This window comes from Bradyrhizobium quebecense (genome assembly GCF_013373795.3).
Lineage (GTDB): Bacteria > Pseudomonadota > Alphaproteobacteria > Rhizobiales > Xanthobacteraceae > Bradyrhizobium > Bradyrhizobium quebecense.
In genome coordinates this window covers 7,149,478-7,169,443 of record NZ_CP088022.1, presented here as the reverse complement: position 1 = coordinate 7,169,443, position 19,966 = coordinate 7,149,478, and the positions used below count along the sequence as shown (strand labels likewise).

The window sequence follows — 19,966 nt, the reverse complement described above, 5'->3', positions numbered from 1 at the left end:
CGCCACACCGACAAGCGTGCGACAGCGTTGCGCGACCCAAAAATTCTCACGCGGTAGCGAAAGATTTCAGAGGGCTGTGACAAGACGAACCATGCGGCTCTCGGGACGAAATCTGAAATGCGTGCGCGGCGGACGCGAGGTGTTCTCTAGCCTCGATCTGTCGGCGACGGCCGGTGAGGCGCTTGCCGTCACCGGGCCCAACGGCGCGGGCAAGACCTCGTTGCTGCGCGTCCTCGCCGGGCTCTTGGTTCCCGCCGAGGGCTCGATGGTGCTCGAAGGCGGCGACGCCGAGCTCAGCCTGCCCGAACAGGCCCACTATCTCGGCCACCGCGACGCGCTAAAGCCGGCGCTGAGCGTCGCGGAGAATCTTTCCTTCTGGCGGGAATTCCTCGGCGGCGAGACCCAGAACGCCGACCGCTGCCTAGCCGCCGTAGCGCTCGACCACGCCGCGCATCTGCCGGCCGCCTACCTCTCCGCCGGCCAGCGCCGCCGGCTGTCGATCGCGCGCCTGCTCTCGGTGCGGCGGCCGGTGTGGCTGCTGGACGAGCCGACATCGGCGCTCGATGCGGCCGGACAGGCGCTCTTCGTCGGCCTGATGCGCGACCATCTCGCGAGCGGCGGCCTGATCGTCGCCGCGACCCATCTGCCGCTCGGCATCGATGCGCGCGATTTGCGGATGGGAGGCACAGCATGAGCGCGCTGGCCGCATTGATCCGCCGCGACATCAAGATCGCGCTGCGCGTCGGCGGCGGGGCGTTGATCGGCGTGCTGTTCTTCCTCACCGTCACGGTGCTGATGCCGTTCGCGGTCGGGCCCGATCTGGCGCTGCTGTCGCGACTTGGCCCCGCCATCCTCTGGCTCGGCGCACTGCTCGCGAGCCTGCTCACCCTCGACCGGCTGTTCACGGCCGATCACGAGGACGGCTCGCTCGACCTGATCGTGATGAGCCGGACGCCGCTGGAACTCGCCTGCGCGGCCAAGGCGCTGGCGCATTGGATCGCCGCGGGACTGCCGCTGATCATCGCGACGCCCGGGCTCGGCCTGCTGCTCAATCTCGACGGCACGGCGACGCTTGCGGTTGCGGCGACCTTGCTGGCGGGAACCCCCGCGTTGACCTTCACCGGCATGATCGGCGCGGCCCTGGCGGTGACGCTGCATCGCGGCGGGCTGCTGCTGGCCGTGCTGGTGCTGCCGCTGTCGATCCCGGTGCTGATCTTCGGCGTTGCCGCCTCGCAGGCGGCGATATCGGGGTCCCTGCCCTTTGGAACACCGTTCTCGATCCTCTGCGCGCTGTCACTTGCCAGCCTCGTGATCGGCCCGTTTGCCGCCGCCGCGAGCCTGCGGCACGGGCTGGACTGAAATTGGCCGGCAATATGAGCCCGATCAAATCTCTCCGAGAGAAGTTCGGCCAATTGCCTGCGACACATCGGACGACTATCAGGGTGCCATGACGCTGACCGACCTCGCCAACCCGACCAAGTTCCTGGCGCTGACCGCGCGGATCCTGCCGTGGCTGGCGGGCGTGACCGCGACCCTGCTCGCGATCGGGCTCTACCAGTCGGCAATGGCGCCCGATGATTACCAGCAGGGCGCCACGGTCAAGATCATGTTCATCCACGTGCCGAATGCGTGGCTGTCGATGTTCGTCTGGGGCGTCATGAGCGCGGCCGCGCTCGGCACCCTGGTGTGGCGGCATCCGCTCGCCGACGTCGCCGCGAAAGCCGCAGCTCCGATCGGCGCCGCCTTCACGTTTCTCGCGCTGGTCACCGGCTCGCTGTGGGGCCGGCCGATGTGGGGCACCTATTGGGAGTGGGACGCGCGGCTGACCTCGGTCTTGATCCTGTTCCTGATGTATCTCGGCCTGATGACGCTGTGGCGCGCGGTGGAAGACCCTTCGCGCGCGGCGCGGGCGGCAGCGGTCCTGACCCTGGTCGGCGCCATCAACATCCCGATCATCAAGTTCTCGGTCGACTGGTGGAATACGTTGCATCAGCCGGCCTCGGTGCTCCGGATGGGCGGATCGACACTCGACAAGGCGTTCCTGTGGCCGCTGCTGGTGATGGCGATCGCGTTTTCGCTGCTCTTCATCACCTTGCACCTGGCTGCAATGCGCAACGAGATCCTGCGCCGGCGCGTGCGCAGCTTGCAGATGATGCAAGCGAACCGCGTCGCGTTTACGAGCGAAGTGGGCACCGGTTCGCGTGACGGAAACGCGTCACAAGAAATTGGAGCGGCGTGACACGATGTCGCTTGGTCCCTACGCCTCTTTCATCGTGACGTCCTATGCGCTGGCCGCGGCGGTCGTGCTGCTCTTGATCGTCTGGATCATTGCCGACTATCGCCGCCAGCAGGCGCACCTCAAGGAGATCGAGGCCAGCGGCATCACGCGCCGCTCCGGCCGCAGCGCGGCGGATATAAGATGAGTGATCAGGTGACCAACAACCCGCCGCAAGCCCGCCGCCTGCTGGTGGTGCTGCCGCTGATGGTTTTCCTCGGTCTTGCCGGACTTTTCCTGCTGCGGCTCTATGGCGGCGATCCCTCCAAAATTCCGTCAGCACTGATCGGCCGGCCGGCGCCGCAGACCGCGCTGCCCGCGCTCGACGGCCTCGTGAAGGATGGCGCGCCTGTCCCCGGTCTCGATCCCGCGGCCTTCAAGGGCAAGGTCTCAATCGTCAACGTCTGGGCGTCCTGGTGCGTGCCCTGCCATGACGAAGCGCCGCTGCTGACCGAGCTCGGCAAGGACAAGCGCTTCCAGATCATCGGCATCAACTACAAGGACTCGCCCGAGAACGCGCGGCGCTTCCTCGGCCGCTACGGCAATCCGTTCGGCATCGTCGGCGTCGACGGCAACGGCCGCGCCTCGATCGAGTGGGGCGTCTACGGCGTGCCCGAGACCTTCCTGGTCGGGCGCGAGGGCAAGATCGTCTACAAGCTGGTCGGCCCGGTGACGCCTGACAATGTCAACACCGTACTCAAGGCCGAGATCGAGAAGGCGCTGCGCGCGGACAAGTAATCGCGTCACCCACACGCGAAGCGCGAACAGATCGCGCGCAAACCTGCGACAAAATAATTCGACACGTTTATCTGCGGTTCATTTCGCGGCCACGGCAACGCCACGAACGCAACCCCAACTCAGCAGCGTTGACATCAACGTTCCTCAGGAGGGGACATATGCGCAAGACCACGCTCGCTTCACTTCTCGCCACCGCGCTCACACTCGGCATGATCACGGCATCGCCGTCGATGGCCCAGACTCCGCAGCCGGCTGCGCCCGCCGCGAAGTCGGAGAGCAAGATGGCTCCCGCCCCGAAAGCCGCCACCCCTGACTTGAAGACGACGGGAATGGCGAAAGACGACCTGCTCGACATCAACAGCGCCAGCCCCGACCAGCTCGACGCGCTGCCTGGTGTCGGCAAGGCCTATTCGGCCGCGATCATCAAGGGCCGCCCCTACAAGGGCAAGGATGAACTGGTGCAGAAGAACATCCTGCCGCAGGCGACCTACGACAAGATCAAGGACAAGATCGTCGCCAAGCAGAAGAGCTGAGCTCTGAAGAGTTGATCTCCGAAGCGTCGGACGCAGCGCGGCGCAATCGCCCGCGCTGCGTCCGGATTACTTTCTTAGATCGCCGGCTTCCGCCTCGCTGGTTTCCAGCGAGACCGGCTCCAGATGATAGCGCTTGGTCAGCGGCATCTGAGCGATGGCGAACACCATGGTCAGCGGCGTCACGCCGAACACCTTGAAGTTCACCCAGAAATCCGTGGTCTGCGTCCGCCAGACGATCTCGTTGAGAATAGCCATGCCGGCGAAGAACAGCGCCCAGCGCATGGTGAGGATGCGCCAGCCCTGCGGCGTCAGATTGAACATCTGGTCGAACATGACGGCGATGAAGGAGCGGCCGAACAGCAGTCCGCCGCCGAGCACGGCCGCGAACAGGCCGTAGATGATGGTCGGCTTGACCTTGATGAAGGTTTCGTCGTGCAGCACCAAGGTCAGGGTGCCGAACACCAGCACGACCGCGCCGGTCACCAGCGCCATGATCGGCACGTGCCTGGTCACCACATAGGATGCGATCATGGCAGCTACGATCGCGACCATGAACGCGCCTGTCGCGAAGAATAAATGGTATTTGGCGTTCGCGATGAAGAACACGAGCAGCGGCCCGAGCTCGGTCGCAAGCTTGAACAGCGGATGTGGCTGGGTCTTGTCCATCAATTCAGTCCATTGAACTCGTGTCTTGGCCATCCTTCGAGACGGCGCTCCGCGCCTCCTCAGGATGACGATCTTTCGTATCCCGCCGCCATCCTGAGGATGCGCGCACTAGCGCGCGTCTCGAAGGATGAATTATTCGATCCCGGCAATCGCCTTGGCAAAATCCTTCGCCGTGAAGGGCGCGAGGTCCTCGACGCCTTCGCCGACGCCGACGAAATGCACCGGCAGCTTGTGCTTCTCCGACAGCGCGACAAGGATGCCGCCGCGTGCAGTGCCGTCAAGCTTGGTCATCACGAGGCCGGTGACACCTGCCGTACGATGAAACGCCTCGACCTGCGACAGCGCATTTTGTCCCACCGTGGCGTCGAGCACGAGCAGCACCGCATGCGGCGCCGACGCATCGACCTTCTTGATGACGCGCACGACCTTTTCGAGCTCGTTCATCAGCTCGGACTTGTTCTGCAGCCGGCCGGCGGTGTCGATCAGCAGCACGTCGCGCGCCTGCTCCCTTGCCGCGGTCAGCGCGCTGAAGGCGAGGCTTGCCGAATCCGAGCCCTGGGCCCCGGCAATGACCGGCGACTTGGTGCGCTCGCCCCAGACCTTGAGCTGCTCGATCGCCGCGGCGCGGAAGGTGTCGCCTGCGGCCAGCATGACCTTGCGGTCCTCGGCGGAGAATTTCGCGGCCAGCTTGCCGATCGTCGTGGTCTTGCCGGAGCCGTTGACGCCGACCACGAGGATCACGAACGGCTTCAGCGTCGCATCGATCTCGAGCGGCTTTGCCACCGGCGCCAGCACCTTCTCGACCTCGGTCGCAACCACGTCCTTGACCTCGTCGGCCGAGATCGCCTTGTCGTAGCGGCCCTTGCCGACCGCCTCCGCAATCCGCACCGAGACCTCGGTACCGAGGTCGGCGCGCAGCAGCACGTCCTCGATATCATCGAGCATGGCTCGGTCGAGCTTGCGCTTGGTGACGAGATCGGCGACGGCCGTGCCGAGGGCGCCCGAGGTGCGCTTGAGGCCGCCTTTCAGCCGCTGCCACCAGCTCTGTTTTGGAGTTCCTGCAGTGGTATCGTTCATGGCGCGGACGTGTTAGCCGTTTCGGCCCATAAACGAAAGTCTCGACGAATTGATCGATGTTCCCCAATTGACCGCGGAAGAAATCTTAGGCCGGGTGCTCCACCGCGACGGGCTGATGCTGGTCATCGACAAGCCGGCGGGCCTGCCGGTGCATCGCGGCCCCAAGGGCGGCCCCAATCTGGAGGCCTCGTTCGACGCGTTGCGGTTCGGCCTGCCGCGGCCGCCGGTGCTGGCGCATCGGCTGGACAAGGACACCTCCGGCTGCCTCGTCCTGGGACGCCATCGCAAGGCGACCGCCTCGCTCGGGCTGTTGTTCAAGCACAGCAAGATCGCAAAGACCTATTGGACCGTGGTCGAGGGCGGCCCCACTGAGGACGAAGGCACCATCGACATGCCGCTAGGCCGGCTCAACGCCGAGCGCGGCTGGTGGCAGAAGCCGGATCCGGATGGCCAGAAGGCCATCAGCAACTGGAAGGTGCTGGGACGCGGCGACGGCCTTGCCTGGCTCGCGATGGAGCCGGTCACCGGCCGCACCCATCAGCTCCGGGTGCATTCGGCGGCGATGGGCTGGCCGATCGTCGGCGACAACATCTATGGGAATGGCCCGCGCTTCGGCGAGCCGACCCTGCATCTGCATTCCCGCGAAATCGGCATCCCGATCTCCCGGAACAAGGAGCCGGTGCATGTCGTCGCGCCGGCTCCGGCGCATATGCAGGAGCGGCTCAAGGCCTGCGGCTGGAACGGCGAATAGAGCGTTTTCCAGCGAACTGGATACCGGTTCGCGTAAAGAAACGCGTCAAAATGTAGAGCTTCCTCCGGGATTCTACTGATCATTATCCTTACGGAACGTTCAGGTCCGCCCGATAAAGCTGCAAGCCAGCTTAGAACAAGCAATCGGGACGGGCTCAGGACGAGCAATGCTGACTGCCGGGCAGGCAATTGTCGACGAGGTCGAGGCTGCGATACGCGCCGGCTCCGCCGAAAAATGCATAGCGACGGCGAAGCGCGTCACTGATCTCTTCCTCCACTCTGCCGGCAGCTTCAACAGCGAGCAGGTCGAACTGTTCGACAATGTGCTCGAACGGCTGGTCAAGACCATCGAGCTGCGCGCGCTCGCCGAGATCAGCGCCCGGATGGCGCTTGCTGAGATCAGCGAGCAGCTCGCCCCGGTCGCGCAGGCACCGCCCGCGATCGTTCGCCGCCTCGCCAAAAACGACGAGATCCGGATCGCGCGGCCGATGCTGCAGGAATCCTCGCGCCTCAGTGCCGAGGATCTGGTCGAGATCGCGCAGACCAAGAGCGAGCAGCACCTGCTCGCCGTCGCCGGCCGCTGGTGGCTGAAAGACGTCGTCACCGACGCGCTTCTGGCTCGTCGCTTTGCGAGCGTGAGCCACCGCCTCGTCACCAATCCCGGCGCCAAGGTATCGCCGGGCGGATTTGCCGTGATCCTCGCACAGGCCGAGCACGATCCGACCCTCGCAGTCGAGACCGGCATCCGCGCCGACCTGCCGGCGGAGCTCCGTCTTAAGCTCCTGCGCCAGGCAACGGAAGAGGTTCGCGGCCGTTTGCTGGAACGCGCCCCGCCGTATCTGTACGAGGAAATCCGGCACGCGATCGCCGCGGTCGCCGCCGGCGTCGAGCGCGACATGTCGCAGGTCCGGGATTTCACCGCAGCCAAGCGCCGCGTCGCGAAGCTGAAGGACAGCGGCGAGCTCGGCGAGGCCGCCCTGCTCGGCTTCGCCAGGCAGCGAAGATATGAAGAAACCGTCGTTGCGCTGGCGGATCTTGCGCAGTCGAACATCGAGGTGATCCGCTCCCTGATGCAAAGCCTGCGCAGTGAAGGCCTTTTGGTGCCGTGCCGGGCGGCAGGCCTGAGCTGGGCGACCACCGCCGCGGTGATGGAATGCCGCTATGCGACCGGCTCCATGGGCGCCGTTGAGCTCGCCCATGCGAAGAACCAGTTCACGAAAATGACCCGCGGCGACGCCGACCGCCTGTTGCGGTTCTGGCAGGTTCGCGCGTCGCAGCCGCCAAAGCCCGGCGGCCGCGCGCACTGAGTGCGTCATGCGCGATGGCGCGACGGATTCTGATTTCAACCTGTCAAACAGCTGGTTCGGTGTCATCACCCGCCTATGCGTATGCGGGTGATCCAGTATTTTGGAGACGTCGGTGCTCGAGCCGAGAGGCCACGGCTTACTCCCGATGTCGTCCCTGCGAAAGCAGGGACCCGTACTCCGCAGCGGATATTGTGAACGGGACTCGTCGTTCCGGCATCGCCCAACAACAACCATTCGTGGTTACGGGTCCCTGCTTTCGCAGGGACGACATCGTGGTTGTTGGCGCGGCGAGGAGTCAAACTTTCTATCCGCGCCTCGGAATCCATTCTTCCACGAGTTATGCGGCTCAATGGACTCCGGGTTCGGTGCTGCGCACCGCCCCGGAATGACGAGAAAATGGTGAGGCGCGTCGTCCCGAAGTAACGCGCTGGGCGTCGTCTCAACGGACGTCGCCGACCGATGCAGTGAGGCGCGCGCCGTCATGTCCGCTGATGGACATCGCACGCACCATACCCGGCACATCGTCATCGATCGCAACCGGCAGGAAATGCTCCGTGCGGCCCTGCCTGTCGCTCTCGATCAGCACCTCGCGCGTCGCGCCGACTTCCGCAGCAAGCCGCCGCACCAGCGCGGCTTCGCCGGCTGCGCGTAGCCGCTTGGCGCGCTCCCTGATCGTCCCGCCCTCGACCTGCGGCATCCGCGCCGCCGGCGTGCCCGGACGTCGCGAATAGGGAAACACATGCAGGAAGGTGAGATCGCATTCCGCGACCAGATCGAGCGAGCGCGCAAACATCTCCTCAGACTCGGTCGGGAAGCCCGCGATGATGTCGGCGCCGAGCGCGATGTCCGGCCGCAGCCGGCGGACCTGCGCGCAGAAATCGATCGCGTCCCGGCGTGAATGCCGGCGTTTCATCCGCTTCAGGATCAAGTCGTCGCCGGACTGCAACGACAGATGCAGATGCGGCATCAGCCGCGCGTCGTCGGCGATGACATCGAGCAGGTCGCGATCGGCCTCGATCGAATCGATCGAGGAGATGCGCAGCCGCTTCAGCTCGGGCACATGGCGCAGGATCTGCCGGGTCAACTGGCCGAGCTTCGGCGTACCCGGGAGATCGCCGCCATAGCTCGTGAGATCGACGCCGGTCAGCACGATCTCGGCATGGCCACGCTCGACCAGCGTGCGAACCTGATCGACCACCACGCCCATCGGCACCGAGCGCGAATTGCCGCGGCCGTAGGGGATGATGCAGAAGGTGCAGCGATGATCGCAGCCGTTCTGCACCTGCACGAACACCCGCGGCAGGCCGCGCTCGAAGCCGTCGAGCAGATGCGGCGCCATCTCCGTCACCGCCATGATGTCGGCGACCGCGACCTTCTCGCTTGCGCCGATGTCGAAAGCTGCGCGCGTCGCCTGCCAGGCGTCGCCGCGCATCTTCTCGTCATTGCCGACGACGCGATCGACCTCGGCCATCTCTGCAAACATGTCGGCTTGCGTCTGCGCCGCGCAGCCGGTGACGACGATGCGCGCCGCGGGGCGTTCGCGCTTCAACTTGCGGATCGACTGCCGGGCCTGCGCCACCGCCTCATTGGTGACGGCGCAGCTGTTGATGACGATGGTCTCAGTGAGCCCCGCCTGCTCGGCCTCGCGCCTGATCACCTCGGATTCGAATGCGTTGAGGCGGCAGCCAAAGGTGACGATTTCGACACTCATAACCGATCCCAAGACCGCCTTCATGCCCGGCTATGCGACGTTGGCGAACAGCGCCGGATCGAAGCGGCCCTCATATTCGAAATCGGCTGTGCCGGTCATCAGCACGTGGTCGTCGCGCTCGCGCCACTCGATGCCGAGCTTGCCGCCGGGCAGCGTAATCTCGACCATCCGGTTGGCGCGCTTCAGCCGCGCCGCCGCGACCGCGGTCGCGCAGGCCGCCGAGCCGCACGCCCTGGTGAGGCCGGCGCCGCGCTCCCAGGTGCGGATCGTGATGTGGTCGCGATCGACGATATGAGCGAGCGTGATGTTGGCGCGCTCCGGGAAGATCGGATGGTTTTCCAGGAGCGGCCCGAACCGTTCGAGGTCGTAGGCATTGACGTCATCGACCCAGAAGACCGCGTGCGGATTGCCCATCGAGACCACCGAGGGTGAATGCAGCACCGGATTGTCGATCGGCCCGACCTGCAGCTCGATGTAGCGGGTGTCGCGAAATTCCTCAGCCAGCGGAATGTCGTGCCAGCCAAACTTCGGCGCGCCCATGTCGACGGTGTAGAGATCGGGCGCCGGCCCCTGCCAGCAATTGAGCAGGCCGGCGCGGGTCTGGAACGTCGCGGATGTCTGGCCGGTCTTCTCGAAGATCCGCCGCACCACGCAGCGCATGCCGTTGCCGCAGGCCCCGGCCTCCGAGCCGTCATTGTTGTAGATCGAGATGAACGCTTCGGTGCCATCGAGCCGCGGCGGCTGCAGCACCATCAGCTGATCATAGGGCACGCCGCCGGCCGGCGATGCCACGGCGCGCGCCTCATCAGCCGAAACCTGTGCTTTGGAATCGCGCAGGTCGACGACGACGATCTCGTTGCCGATGCCGTTCATCTTGGCGAATGCGTGATTGGCGAGCGCGCTCATCGATTTTCCTAAATTCCGCCCGGTTATATGGCGAGTGGTGGCCAGATGGCCAGTCAGAATGGCCCTATGACACATCTGTCATGGGACGAATGCAGAACTCGCGTGTTAGGAATATCGCACCTCAGGGACCGCGCGCGCCGGGACAGATCGAGCGGCCGTTTGAGGAAGGGGATGGAGAAATACCGAATGAACCGTATCAACACGCTCCGCGCGGCCCTGGTCGCGCTGCTCCCTTTGGCCGCGATCACCCTGGCAAGCCCGGCGCCTGCCCAGTCGCCGTCAGCCTCGCCCGCTCCGGCGGCAAGCCCGAGCCCAACGCCCGCGCCTGCGCCATCGGCAACACCGGTGCCCCCGCCGGCCGAGACCAAGTCACCGGCCGACAGCCCGGCCGCATCGCAGACCCCGGCGCCGCCGCCGGCCGCCCCGGTGCAGACCGCCGACCCGTTCGGCGAGCCGTTCACGCTGGAACCGAAGAAGGTCGTGATGCTGAAGGGCACGGCCAACTGGGATTCGGCCTTCGACGCGCTGATCGAAGCGTTCAAGCAGCTCACCGCGCTGCTCGACAAGGACGGCGTCAAGGCAGCGGGCAATCCGATGATCGTCTACACCTCGACCGACGACACCGGCTTCACCTTCATCGCCGAAATCCCGGTCGACCAGGACGTCAAGAACCTCGGCAAGAACATGAGCATGGGCAATTCGCCCGACGGCAAGGCGCTGAAATTCGTCCATCGCGGGTCCTACGACAACATGGACAACACCTATGAGGCGATCACCAATCACCTCGACGACAAGAAGCTCGAAGCCAAGGACACCTTTATCGAGGAATACATCACCGATCCGCTGAAGACCGCCGAAGACAAGCTTGTGATCAACGTCTACGTACCCCTGAAGTGAGCCAGATGACCCGTCGCCTCCCCCTCGGCCTCCCCATCGCTGCCACCCTCATCGCAACCACGCTGCTGGCTGCGCCCGCACTCGCCGACAGCGACTTTCCGCCGGCGATCTCGGTCACCGGCGAGGCGACCGTATCGGCGGCGCCAGACGAGGCGCAGCTCGATGCCGGCGTCACCACCGATGCCAAGACCGCACGCGAAGCCGCCGAAGCCAACAATGTGACGATGGGCAAGGTGCTGGCCGCGCTGAAGGGCGCCGGCCTCGCGGAAAAGGATTATCAGACCTCGCGGCTGTCGCTGCAGCCGCAATTCGCCAACCGTACGCCGTCGTCGCCGAACGCCCCGCCCAGCATCGTCGGCTATCACGCGAGCAATCGCGTCACGATCAAGCTGCACGATGTGAGCAAGGTCGCTGGTGTCATCGATGTGCTGGTGGGCGCCGGCGCCAACGATATCGGCGGGCTCAATTTCTCGGTGTCGCAGGCCTCGAAGCTGCTCGATGACGCACGCGAAAGGGCGATTGCCGACGCCCGCCGCAAGGCGGAGATCTACGCCAAGGCCGCCGGCGTCACGCTCGGCGCGCCCTTGAACATCGCGGAAGTCGGCTCGGCGCCGGTCCCGATGTTCCGCGCCAAGATGGCGACGGCTGGATTCGCCGCCCCCACGCCGGTCGCCCAGGGCGAGGAAACGCTCACCATCAATGTGACCGTCTCCTGGGCGATCAAGGAGAAGTAGCAGTTATTGTCGTCCCTGCGAAAGCAGGGACGACAGCTTCTAAATCTCGAACACCTGACCCGGCTTCAACGTCGCAAATTTCTCGCGCGGCACCCTGGCCGCATCGAGCGCTTCGCCGAGCGCGATCGCCGGTGCGTCGATCGCCTCGTCGGTCAATTGGAATGTGCCGTGGTGATGCGCCAGCGCCTGGGTCGCGCCGCAATCAGCCAGCGCCTGCACCGCATCCTCCGGGTTCATGTGCTGGTCTTGCATGAACCAGCGCGGCTCGTAAGCGCCGATCGGCAGGATCGCGAGCCGCAACGGACCATGCGCCTCGGCCACGCGGCGGAAATGCCGGCCGTCGCCATAGCCGGAATCGCACACGATGTAGAGCTTGCCGGCCGGCGTCTCCAGCACGAAGCTCGCCCACAGCGCCTTGTTGCGATCGAACAGGCCGCGCGCCGACCAGTGCCGCGTCGGCACCAGCGTCACGGCAACGCCGCCTCCGAGCTCGACGCGCTGATGCCAGTCGAACGCCTCGGCTTTGATCGCGGCATCGGAGGCGTGCATCGTGACGTCGTTGCCGAGCGGCGTGATGACGCGCGGCGCAAACGCCGCAGTCAGCTTCGACAGCGTCGCGACATCGAGATGATCGTAATGGCCGTGCGACACCAGCACGACGTCGATCCTGGGCAACTTCTCGAAAGCAATGCCGGGATCGTTGTGCCGCTTGGGCCCTGCGAAGCCGAACGGCGAGGCCCGCATCGACCAGACGGGATCGACCAGGATGTTGAGGCCTGCGGTCTGGATCAGCCAGCTGGCATGGCCGACGAAGCAGAGCCGCACCTTGTCGCCGTCGACGCGCGGCGGCGGCGTATCGGCATAGGGGCTCGGCGCCCATTCCGGCCAGACCGCGCGCTGCCGCCTGCCCCCGAACTGCCAGCGCAACACCTCGCCAAGCGATTTCGGCGGCGCGCCGTCCGGATCGAAGAAGTGCAGGCCGTCGAAATGATCGGAAACGGGGCCGTCGTAGGTTTTCATCAGCGACATCCAGATCAAGGGCACGCCGAGCGCGGCAGCGGCTCCGGTCAAGGTTGCAAGAAGGCGGCGGCGAGTAATGATGGGCACGCGGGTTCCCAAACAGGAGGCAGGCTCCGCTTATATGGGCGACGGCGACGAATTCGGAACCAACATGGTAAATTGACGCAATTTCAATGCCTTAGGGTCTAAGCCGAGCGAATTGCGACGAAACTTTCCTTGACTTTCTTCCCCCGGCAGCGTTTAACGCCGCGACTTTCTCGGAAAGATCCGTCTTTTCGACCCGCCGACTGGCCCTGGAGGCCAGAGGCCAACGCCCGACAGCGCGATGCGCCCTCGGGCGCGGAAGTGTTTGGACCATCGTCTCGGGTACGCCGTCTTGGCACGGTGCCGAGGCAGACTATCTGGTCATCACCCGCGAAAGCGGGTGACCCAGTATTCCAGAGCAGCTCGGACTGAACCGGGAGGCCGCGGCGTACTGGATACCCCGCTTTCGCGGGGTATGACGAGGAGCGAGTGAAGCGCGCTCACGGGCGCAACGAAGGACAACGGCATTGTTCGACAATCTGTCGGAACGGCTTGGTGGCATTCTCGATCGTCTGACGGGGCGCGGTGCGCTGACCGAAAAGGACGTCGATGCCGCGATGCGCGAGGTGCGCCGCGCGCTGCTCGAAGCCGACGTCGCGCTCGAGGTCGTCCGCAGCTTCATCGACCGGGTCCGCGAGCAGGCGATCGGCGCCACCGTCGTCAAGTCGGTGACGCCGGGCCAGATGGTGGTGAAGATCGTCCATGACGAGCTCGTCGCCACGCTCGGTTCCGACGGCCAGACCATCGATATCAATTCCGTGCCGCCGGTGCCGATCATGATGGTCGGCCTGCAAGGCTCCGGCAAGACCACCACCACCGCAAAGCTCGCGCGGCGCATGGTCCAGCGCGACAAGCGCAAGGTGCTGATGGCCTCGCTCGACGTCTACCGCCCGGCGGCGATGGAGCAGCTCGCGGTGCTCGGCCGCGACCTCGACATCCCGACCCTGCCGATCGTCGCCGGCCAGATGCCGCCGCAGATCGCACGGCGCGCGCTCGAAGCCGGCAAGCTCGGCGGCTACGACGTGGTGCTGCTCGACACCGCCGGCCGCACCACGCTCGACGAAGACATGATGAAGGAGGCGGCCGAGATCAAAGCCGCCGCCAACCCGCATGAAGTGCTGCTGGTCGCGGACTCCCTCACCGGCCAGGATGCGGTCAACCTTGCACGCGCGTTCGATGAGCGCGTCGGCCTCACCGGCATCGTGCTGACAAGGGTGGACGGCGACGGCCGCGGTGGCGCGGCGCTGTCGATGCGCGCGGTCACCGGCAAGCCGATCAAGCTGCTCGGTACCGGCGAAAAGACCGACGCGCTGGAAGACTTCCATCCGAACCGCATCGCCGGCCGCATCCTCGGCATGGGCGACGTCGTCTCGCTGGTCGAGAAGGCTGCGGCGAACATCGACGCCGAGAAGGCCGCGCGCACCGCCGAACGGATGCGCAAGGGTCAGTTCGACCTCAACGACATGCGCGAACAGCTGCAGCAGATGGCGAATATGGGCGGCATCGGCGGCCTGATGGGCATGATGCCCGGCATCGCCAAGATGAAGAACCAGATCGCGGCGGCCGGTATCGACGACAAGATCATCAAGCGCCAGGTCGCGGTGATCGATTCGATGACGCGGCAGGAGCGCAAGAATCCGGACATCCTCAAGGCGAGCCGCAAGAAGCGCATCGCGGCAGGCGCCGGCCAGAGCGTCGAGCAGGTCAACAAGCTCCTGAAGATGCACCGGAACATGGCCGACATGATGAAGGCCATGGGAAGCGGCAAGCGCGGCCCGCTCGCCGGCATCGCGCAGGCGATGGGCTTTGGCGGCGGCATGAAGCCGCCCTCGGCCGAGGAGATGAAGGCGCTCGCCGAGAAGATGCAGGGCGGTGCCGGCGGCGGCCTGCCCAATTTGCCGAAGGATTTACCCGTTGGGCTGCGCGGCGGCCTGCCCAATGTGCCGGGCCTGACCGGCCTCAGCGGCAAGCCGACACTGCCGGGCCTCGGCGGCTTCCCGGGCAAGAAGAAATGAGGAATTCGTCGCGACGGCTCACATGCGGCCGGCGCGACGCGGAATGCCAATCAATCGAACACATCGACCTTTGAAGGAGAACTAAATGTCCGTTGTTATCCGCCTCGCTCGCGCAGGCACCAAGAAGCGTCCGGTCTATCACGTCGTCGTCGCCGACTCGCGCTTTCCTCGTGACGGCCGCTTCATCGAGCGTCTCGGCCACTTCAACCCGCTGCTGCCGAAGGACAACGAGGCGCGGCTGAAGCTCGACATGGACAAGGTCAAGGCCTGGCTCGCCAAGGGCGCGCAGCCGTCGGACCGCGTGACCCGCTTCCTCGACGCCGCCGGCGTCGTCAAGCGCACCGCGCGCAACAACCCGGAAAAGGCCGTGCCGCGCAAGGAGCGCAAGGCGCAGGCCGAAGCCGCCGCCAAGGCATAAGCTGAACGGCGACCACGGTGACTGCACCGGTCTGTGTCGCCCGTATCGGCGCTGCGCACGGTGTGCGCGGCGCCGTCAGGCTATGGACCTTCACCGAAGACCCGCTGGCCGTGAAGGACTACGGCCCGCTGATGACCAAGGACGGCACGCGCCAGTTCGAGGTCACGCATGCGCGCGAGGCCAAGGACCATCTGGTGGTGACGCTGAAGGGCGTCGCCAGCCGCGATGATGCCGAACGGCTCAATGGGCTCGAGCTCTACGTTCCGCGCGACCGGCTGCCGGAAACCGACGACGGCGAATACTATCACACCGATCTGATCGGCCTCGCCGCGGTGACGCCATCAGGTCAGCCGCTCGGCAAGGTGATCGCGATCCATAATTTCGGCGCCGGCGACATCATCGAGATCGCCCCGCCGCAAGGCGCGACCATGCTGCTGCCCTTCACCAACGCTGTGGTGCCATCAGTCGATCTCGACGGCGGCCGCGTCGTGATCGACCTGCCGCAGGAAATCGACGGCGACGATCCGTCGGCAGCCTGATCAAAACATTTTTCCTCAACCCGTCATCCGGCCCTGCTGCTCGAGCCAGTCGCAGAATACCGCGCTGTGCGGATCGTTGCTGCGGCCTGCCGGAAAATAGGCGAAATAGCTCCGCGCCGGCAGGCTAACGGCCGGGAACGGCGTCATCAGGCGCCCGGCCGCGAGATCGTCCGATATCAGCGCGGTCGGGCCCATCGCAACGCCGAGACCATCGAGCGCGGCCTGGATCGTCAGATAGAAATGATCGAAGGTCAGCGCGGCCGCCGGCTCAAGCGCGGACTGCCCGGCCTCGGTCAGCCAGTCGCGCCATAGCCGCGGCATCGACGTGACATGCAGCAGCGTATGCCTGGAGAGATCCGCAATCTCATGCAGCGGCAGTCGTTCGAGCAGCGACGGACTGCACACCGGCAATCTCCGCTCCGACACCAGGAAGCGCGACGAAAAGCCATGAAACGTGTCGGGACCACCGCGGATCACGACGTCGAATGATTCCGGCAACGCGTCCACCGGATCGTTCGATGTGCTCAAGCGCACCTCGATATCAGGATGCTCGGCGCGAAACCGGCTCATCCGCGGCAGCAGCCAGCGCAGGCTGAAGGTCGCGAGCGCATTGACGCGCAGCACCGCCACGGCGGCATCGCCGCGCCGCTCGCGATGCTGCTGCACGGCGGCGGAAATCCGGTCGAGCGCCGGCGCGAATTCCGCCAACAGCGCCGCGCCCGCCGGCGTCAGCACCACGCGCCGCACCGACCGCCGGAACAGCGCCGGCGCGCCCAGCCACTCCTCGAGCAGCCGGATCTGCTGACTGACGGCGCCATGGGTCACGCTGAGCTCGGCGGCGGCTTCCTTGAAGCTGCCGAGCCGTGCGGCGGCCTCGAAGGCGCGGACCGCATTGAGCGGCGGCAGGCTGCGGCGTGGGACGAACATGACCTCTCAATACCAGATTTTCTAACGCATAGCCCGACTAATACTGATTTGTGACAGCGACCGTTCGGGCACATATTACACAGCAAGCTACTTACATATCTCCTCTTTTCGAAGGCCCCCCTCCGATGCGCAACTGCTCCATCGTTAGATTTTCTTGCCCTGGATGGCAACGATGAGCGTATCCGCCGAAGCCGGCACGTCCTGTCCTGGTCATGCCCGGGCGACGCGAACGCTGTCCGTGACCGGGCTCAACCACGCCCTCCATGACGGTTACACCGACCTGATCTACGTGCTGCTGCCGGTCTGGCAGGCGGAGTTCGCGCTGAGCTATGGGCTGCTGGCGCTGCTGCGCGGGCTCTATGCCGGCGCCATGGCCGGCTTACAGATTCCGGTCGGACGCATTGCAGAGCGGATCGACGGCAAGATCATCCTGATCGCGGGCACGGCGCTGTCGGCGCTTGGCTATGTGTTCGCCGGATTCTCGGGCGGCGTCATCGGGCTTGGCCTGGCGCTCGCACTCTCAGGTGCGGGTTCGAGCACGCAGCACCCGATCGCATCGGCCGCAGTGTCGCGCGCCTATGGCGCGGCGGCGCGCGGCCCGCTCGGCATCTACAATTTCTCCGGCGACCTCGGCAAGGCCGCGATCCCGGCGCTGACCTCGATCCTGCTCGTGATCATGTCATGGCGGCACACGCTGCTCGTGGTCGCGTTTGCAGGCCTGCTTGTCGCGATCAGCATCGCGCTCTGGATGCCGTCGGTCGGCAAGGCCGCCGAGCACAAGGCCACCGCCGCATCGCGCCGTGACGGCGCCGGCGGCGGCTTTCCCTGGCTGCTCGCGATCGGAATTCTCGACACCGCGGTCAGGATGGGCTTTCTCACCTTCCTGCCGTTCCTGTTGCGCGACAAGGGCGCCTCGCTGCCGACCAACGGCCTCGCGCTGGCGCTGGTCTTCACCGGCGGCGCCGCCGGGAAATTCGCCTGCGGCTGGCTCGGCGCGCGCGTCGGCACGCTGCGCACCGTGCTCATCACCGAAGGCGGCACGGCGGCGCTGATCGTGGCCGTGCTGGCGTTGCCGCTGGCGCCGGCCATCGTGCTGCTGCCGCTGCTCGGCGTGATGCTCAACGGCACGTCCTCGGTGCTCTATGGCACGGTGCCCGAACTCACGCCGCCGCATCAGACCGAGCGCGCCTTCGCGCTGTTCTATACGGGGACGATCGGATCGGGCGCGATCGCGCCGATGCTCTACGGCTTGCTCGGTGACGCGCTCGGCCCGACGCTCGCGACCACGGCGACCGCGCTCACGGCGCTGGCGATCTGCCCGCTTGCGGGGGCGCTCGCGCGGCATCTCGCCAACGATACAACGGCGGCTGACGCATAACGCTCTCAGCGAAATCCGGGGCCACTCTCATTGCTTGCGTGATTCCCGGATTGCGCTTCATTGCGCTTGGCTCCATCCGGGCTACCTAAGCAATGGTGCCACGGAGGACAACAATGACAAGCACGCACAAGGCCTGGCGGCTGCACGCCCACAATGATCTCCGCTTCGAGGATGTCGCAACGCCCGGGCCCGCGCCCGATGGCGTCGTGGTCCGGGTCGAAGCCGGCATGGTGCTGTCCTATACCAACAAGCTGCTGTCGGGCGCGCTGCCCTACAGCCTGCCGCCGATGCCGTTCGTGCCGGGCACCAACGCGATCGCGCGCGTCGTCGCCACCGGCGAGAACGTCACGCACGTTCGGGAGGGCGACCGCGTGTTCCTCAGCCCGCATCTGCGCGGCGACGTGCCGGATCGCGATCCGCCGCAGATCCTGATCGGCCTCACCGCCACGGTGACGACGCCGGAGGCTCTCGCATTGCAGGCACGCTGGCGCGACGGCGTGTTTGCGGAGATCGCGCATTGGCCGGCCGCCTGCGTCACGCCACTTGCCAATCTCGACGACAAGCCGGCGACCGAGCTGATCGGGTTGGCAAAACTGATCGTGCCGTTCGGCGGATTGCAGCGCTCCGGCCTGCGCGGCGGACAGACCATCATCGTCAACGGCGCGACCGGCTATTTCGGTTCGGGCGGCGTGATGCTCGCGGTCGCGATGGGCGCCGGCCGCGTCGTTGCGGTCGGACGCAAGCAGGCCGCGCTCGAGCAATTGCGCGATGCATTCGGCCCGCGCGTCATTCCCGCTGTCGTGACCGGCGATGCCGCCGCCGATTTTTCGATCATTCGCCGCGCCGCCGGCGGCAGCGCCGATGTCGCGCTCGACCTGCTCGGCGCCGCCAAGAGCACCTCGACCACGCTGTCCTGCCTGCGCGCGCTTCGGCGTGGCGGCCGGATGGTGCTGATGGGCAGCGCCGAGGTGCCGCTCGAGCTGTCGTTCCGCGAGATGCTGGCCAACGACTGGGAGGTGGTCGGGCAATTCATGTACGATCGAACGGCGCCGGGCCAACTCGCCGGCCTTGCCGCCGAAGGCCTGCTCGATCTGCGCAAGATCAATGTTGCGACCTTCAAGCTCGCCGACTTCCGCCGTGTGGTGGATGCGGCCGCGATGATGCAGAGCCTCGACCTCACGGCCGTGGTGCCGTAACCAGAGGCCATGACATCGCAAGAGACCCCATCCCAAGCGACACCGTGGCGCGCCACCGTGCTGACCCTGTTCCCGGACATGTTTCCGGGACCGCTCGGCGTCAGCCTGGCCGGCAAGGCGCTGGCCACGGGTCTCTGGGCGCTGGAGGCGCGCGACATCAGGGCTTCGGCGACCGACAAGCACCGCAGCGTCGACGACACGCCGGCCGGCGGCGGCCCGGGCATGGTGCTGCGGGCCGATGTGCTGGCGGCGGCGATCGATGCTGCTGCCATCGCGCCCGACCGCCCGCGCCTGCTGATGAGTCCGCGGGGTCGGCCATTGACCCAGACCCACGTCGCGGAGCTCGCGGCCGGGCCCGGGCCCCTGATCGTCTGCGGCCGCTTCGAGGGCATCGACCAGCGGGTGATCGAGGCGCGCCGGCTCGAGGAGGTCTCGATCGGCGATTATGTGCTGTCCGGCGGCGAAATCGCCGCGATGGCGCTGATCGACGCCTGCGTTCGCCTGTTGCCGGGGGTGATGGGGAAGCTGGCCTCGGGAACCGAGGAGAGCTTCTCCGAAGGACTACTGGAATACCCCCAATACACCCGTCCGCAGGAGTTCGAGGGCCGCCAGATCCCGGAAATCCTGATTTCCGGCGATCACGCCAAGGTGGCGGCCTGGCGGCTGGCCCAATCCGAGGCCCTGACGGCGGCCCGGCGGCCCGATCTCTTGGCCCGGAAGGCCGGCCAAAAAGCCGCTCCGAGTGGGACAAAAAACACGACAGACGGGTGACAAACCCTGCGCTTTGCCTTATAG

General features: G+C 66.1%; 22 protein-coding genes. 16 read left to right on the top strand and 6 right to left on the bottom strand.

Annotated elements, in window-relative coordinates; all coding sequences use genetic code 11:
• Window positions 1-91 precede the first annotated feature (91 nt).
• The 6 genes from ccmA to HU230_RS34445 all read left to right on the top strand — a co-directional run bounded on the left by ccmA (window position 92) and on the right by HU230_RS34445 (window position 3,546).
• Window positions 92-694: a heme ABC exporter ATP-binding protein CcmA gene (gene ccmA / locus HU230_RS34470; protein WP_176534362.1), complete on the top strand. Its 603-nt coding sequence runs from the start codon at window positions 92-94 to the stop codon at window positions 692-694.
• Window positions 691-1,359, top strand: a complete 669-nt coding sequence (ccmB, locus tag HU230_RS34465; RefSeq protein ID WP_176534363.1) for a heme exporter protein CcmB — start codon at window positions 691-693, stop codon at window positions 1,357-1,359. Before ccmA ends, ccmB begins: the two co-directional genes overlap by 4 nt.
• A gap of 88 nt (window positions 1,360-1,447) precedes the next feature.
• Window positions 1,448-2,239 carry a heme ABC transporter permease gene (locus HU230_RS34460; RefSeq protein WP_176534364.1) on the top strand — a complete coding sequence of 264 codons (792 nt, stop codon included), beginning with the start codon at window positions 1,448-1,450 and terminating at the stop codon, window positions 2,237-2,239.
• A gap of 4 nt (window positions 2,240-2,243) precedes the next feature.
• On the top strand, window positions 2,244-2,423 hold the full coding sequence (gene ccmD, locus HU230_RS34455; RefSeq protein ID WP_176534365.1) for a heme exporter protein CcmD: 180 nt from the start codon (window positions 2,244-2,246) through the stop codon (window positions 2,421-2,423).
• The gene (locus tag HU230_RS34450; protein WP_176534366.1) at window positions 2,420-3,013 is read left to right on the top strand and encodes a DsbE family thiol:disulfide interchange protein; all 594 of its coding nucleotides are present in this window, start codon (window positions 2,420-2,422) and stop codon (window positions 3,011-3,013) included. Before ccmD ends, HU230_RS34450 begins: the two co-directional genes overlap by 4 nt.
• Window positions 3,014-3,171: 158 nt before the next feature.
• A complete protein-coding gene (locus HU230_RS34445; protein WP_173639648.1) occupies window positions 3,172-3,546 on the top strand; it encodes a ComEA family DNA-binding protein in 375 nt (124 codons plus the stop codon).
• A gap of 66 nt (window positions 3,547-3,612) precedes the next feature.
• Here the strand turns inward: HU230_RS34445 and HU230_RS34440 are convergent, their stop codons facing one another.
• Window positions 3,613-4,212, bottom strand: a complete 600-nt coding sequence (locus tag HU230_RS34440; protein WP_176534367.1) for a septation protein A — start codon at window positions 4,210-4,212, stop codon at window positions 3,613-3,615.
• 132 nt (window positions 4,213-4,344) lie between these two features.
• Window positions 4,345-5,289 (bottom strand): signal recognition particle-docking protein FtsY, encoded by a 945-nt coding sequence (gene ftsY, locus HU230_RS34435; RefSeq protein WP_176534368.1) that lies wholly within the window; start codon window positions 5,287-5,289, stop codon window positions 4,345-4,347.
• Window positions 5,290-5,338: 49 nt separating this feature from the next.
• Here ftsY and HU230_RS34430 point away from each other — a divergent pair, with 49 nt between their 5' ends.
• Entirely contained in the window at window positions 5,339-6,040 is a 702-nt protein-coding gene (locus HU230_RS34430; protein ID WP_176534369.1) for an RluA family pseudouridine synthase, read from the top strand.
• A gap of 166 nt (window positions 6,041-6,206) precedes the next feature.
• Window positions 6,207-7,346: a DUF2336 domain-containing protein gene (locus HU230_RS34425; RefSeq protein WP_176534370.1), complete on the top strand. Its 1,140-nt coding sequence runs from the start codon at window positions 6,207-6,209 to the stop codon at window positions 7,344-7,346.
• 439 nt (window positions 7,347-7,785) lie between these two features.
• Here the strand turns inward: HU230_RS34425 and mtaB are convergent, their stop codons facing one another.
• Window positions 7,786-9,057 (bottom strand): tRNA (N(6)-L-threonylcarbamoyladenosine(37)-C(2))-methylthiotransferase MtaB, encoded by a 1,272-nt coding sequence (mtaB, locus tag HU230_RS34420; protein WP_176534371.1) that lies wholly within the window; start codon window positions 9,055-9,057, stop codon window positions 7,786-7,788.
• Window positions 9,058-9,087: 30 nt separating this feature from the next.
• Entirely contained in the window at window positions 9,088-9,963 is an 876-nt protein-coding gene (gene dapF / locus HU230_RS34415) for a diaminopimelate epimerase (protein WP_176534372.1), read from the bottom strand.
• Between the two features lie 186 nt (window positions 9,964-10,149).
• Between dapF and HU230_RS34410 the strand changes: the two genes are divergently transcribed.
• Window positions 10,150-10,860, top strand: coding sequence for a GyrI-like domain-containing protein (locus HU230_RS34410; protein WP_173639655.1), 711 nt, complete (start codon window positions 10,150-10,152; stop codon window positions 10,858-10,860).
• A gap of 5 nt (window positions 10,861-10,865) precedes the next feature.
• The gene (locus HU230_RS34405; RefSeq protein ID WP_176534373.1) at window positions 10,866-11,594 is read left to right on the top strand and encodes an SIMPL domain-containing protein; all 729 of its coding nucleotides are present in this window, start codon (window positions 10,866-10,868) and stop codon (window positions 11,592-11,594) included.
• 39 nt (window positions 11,595-11,633) lie between these two features.
• Here HU230_RS34405 and HU230_RS34400 read toward each other — a convergent pair whose 3' ends face one another.
• Entirely contained in the window at window positions 11,634-12,614 is a 981-nt protein-coding gene (locus tag HU230_RS34400) for an MBL fold metallo-hydrolase (RefSeq protein ID WP_420840909.1), read from the bottom strand.
• A gap of 551 nt (window positions 12,615-13,165) precedes the next feature.
• On the opposite strand from HU230_RS34400, the gene ffh reads away from it, so the two are divergent.
• From ffh to rimM, 3 genes are all read left to right on the top strand, one after another.
• Entirely contained in the window at window positions 13,166-14,713 is a 1,548-nt protein-coding gene (ffh, locus tag HU230_RS34395; protein WP_176534375.1) for a signal recognition particle protein, read from the top strand.
• Window positions 14,714-14,798: 85 nt separating this feature from the next.
• Entirely contained in the window at window positions 14,799-15,131 is a 333-nt protein-coding gene (gene rpsP / locus HU230_RS34390; RefSeq protein WP_029081296.1) for a 30S ribosomal protein S16, read from the top strand.
• 17 nt (window positions 15,132-15,148) lie between these two features.
• On the top strand, window positions 15,149-15,670 hold the full coding sequence (gene rimM / locus HU230_RS34385; protein WP_176534376.1) for a ribosome maturation factor RimM: 522 nt from the start codon (window positions 15,149-15,151) through the stop codon (window positions 15,668-15,670).
• Window positions 15,671-15,685: 15 nt separating this feature from the next.
• Here the strand turns inward: rimM and gcvA are convergent, their stop codons facing one another.
• Window positions 15,686-16,597 (bottom strand): transcriptional regulator GcvA, encoded by a 912-nt coding sequence (gene gcvA, locus HU230_RS34380; RefSeq protein WP_176534377.1) that lies wholly within the window; start codon window positions 16,595-16,597, stop codon window positions 15,686-15,688.
• A gap of 172 nt (window positions 16,598-16,769) precedes the next feature.
• On the opposite strand from gcvA, the gene HU230_RS34375 reads away from it, so the two are divergent.
• The 3 genes from HU230_RS34375 to trmD all read left to right on the top strand — a co-directional run bounded on the left by HU230_RS34375 (window position 16,770) and on the right by trmD (window position 19,942).
• A complete protein-coding gene (locus HU230_RS34375; RefSeq protein WP_176534378.1) occupies window positions 16,770-17,975 on the top strand; it encodes an MFS transporter in 1,206 nt (401 codons plus the stop codon).
• A 113-nt stretch (window positions 17,976-18,088) separates the two neighbouring features.
• Window positions 18,089-19,171 (top strand): quinone oxidoreductase family protein, encoded by a 1,083-nt coding sequence (locus HU230_RS34370; protein WP_176534379.1) that lies wholly within the window; start codon window positions 18,089-18,091, stop codon window positions 19,169-19,171.
• A gap of 9 nt (window positions 19,172-19,180) precedes the next feature.
• The gene (trmD, locus tag HU230_RS34365) at window positions 19,181-19,942 is read left to right on the top strand and encodes a tRNA (guanosine(37)-N1)-methyltransferase TrmD (protein ID WP_176534380.1); all 762 of its coding nucleotides are present in this window, start codon (window positions 19,181-19,183) and stop codon (window positions 19,940-19,942) included.
• The last annotated feature ends 24 nt before the right edge of the window (window positions 19,943-19,966 follow it).

What these genes read in the sequence shown, in the direction of transcription:
- HU230_RS34440 (WP_176534367.1), bottom strand. Translation starts at nt 4,212, where the DNA reads ATGGACAAGACCCAGCCACATCCGCTGTTCAAGCTTGCGACCGAGCTC.
- ftsY (WP_176534368.1), bottom strand. Translation starts at nt 5,289, where the DNA reads ATGAACGATACCACTGCAGGAACTCCAAAACAGAGCTGGTGGCAGCGG.
- mtaB (WP_176534371.1), bottom strand. Translation starts at nt 9,057, where the DNA reads ATGAGTGTCGAAATCGTCACCTTTGGCTGCCGCCTCAACGCATTCGAA.
- HU230_RS34410 (WP_173639655.1), top strand. Translation starts at nt 10,150, where the DNA reads ATGAACCGTATCAACACGCTCCGCGCGGCCCTGGTCGCGCTGCTCCCT.
- ccmA (WP_176534362.1), top strand. Translation starts at nt 92, where the DNA reads ATGCGGCTCTCGGGACGAAATCTGAAATGCGTGCGCGGCGGACGCGAG.
- HU230_RS34375 (WP_176534378.1), top strand. Translation starts at nt 16,770, where the DNA reads ATGAGCGTATCCGCCGAAGCCGGCACGTCCTGTCCTGGTCATGCCCGG.
- trmD (WP_176534380.1), top strand. Translation starts at nt 19,181, where the DNA reads ATGACATCGCAAGAGACCCCATCCCAAGCGACACCGTGGCGCGCCACC.
- ccmD (WP_176534365.1), top strand. Translation starts at nt 2,244, where the DNA reads ATGTCGCTTGGTCCCTACGCCTCTTTCATCGTGACGTCCTATGCGCTG.
- HU230_RS34445 (WP_173639648.1), top strand. Translation starts at nt 3,172, where the DNA reads ATGCGCAAGACCACGCTCGCTTCACTTCTCGCCACCGCGCTCACACTC.
- HU230_RS34460 (WP_176534364.1), top strand. Translation starts at nt 1,448, where the DNA reads ATGACGCTGACCGACCTCGCCAACCCGACCAAGTTCCTGGCGCTGACC.
- HU230_RS34405 (WP_176534373.1), top strand. Translation starts at nt 10,866, where the DNA reads ATGACCCGTCGCCTCCCCCTCGGCCTCCCCATCGCTGCCACCCTCATC.
- HU230_RS34425 (WP_176534370.1), top strand. Translation starts at nt 6,207, where the DNA reads ATGCTGACTGCCGGGCAGGCAATTGTCGACGAGGTCGAGGCTGCGATA.
- HU230_RS34400 (WP_420840909.1), bottom strand. Translation starts at nt 12,614, where the DNA reads ATGAAAACCTACGACGGCCCCGTTTCCGATCATTTCGACGGCCTGCAC.
- gcvA (WP_176534377.1), bottom strand. Translation starts at nt 16,597, where the DNA reads ATGTTCGTCCCACGCCGCAGCCTGCCGCCGCTCAATGCGGTCCGCGCC.
- dapF (WP_176534372.1), bottom strand. Translation starts at nt 9,963, where the DNA reads ATGAGCGCGCTCGCCAATCACGCATTCGCCAAGATGAACGGCATCGGC.
- HU230_RS34450 (WP_176534366.1), top strand. Translation starts at nt 2,420, where the DNA reads ATGAGTGATCAGGTGACCAACAACCCGCCGCAAGCCCGCCGCCTGCTG.
- rpsP (WP_029081296.1), top strand. Translation starts at nt 14,799, where the DNA reads ATGTCCGTTGTTATCCGCCTCGCTCGCGCAGGCACCAAGAAGCGTCCG.
- HU230_RS34370 (WP_176534379.1), top strand. Translation starts at nt 18,089, where the DNA reads ATGACAAGCACGCACAAGGCCTGGCGGCTGCACGCCCACAATGATCTC.
- ccmB (WP_176534363.1), top strand. Translation starts at nt 691, where the DNA reads ATGAGCGCGCTGGCCGCATTGATCCGCCGCGACATCAAGATCGCGCTG.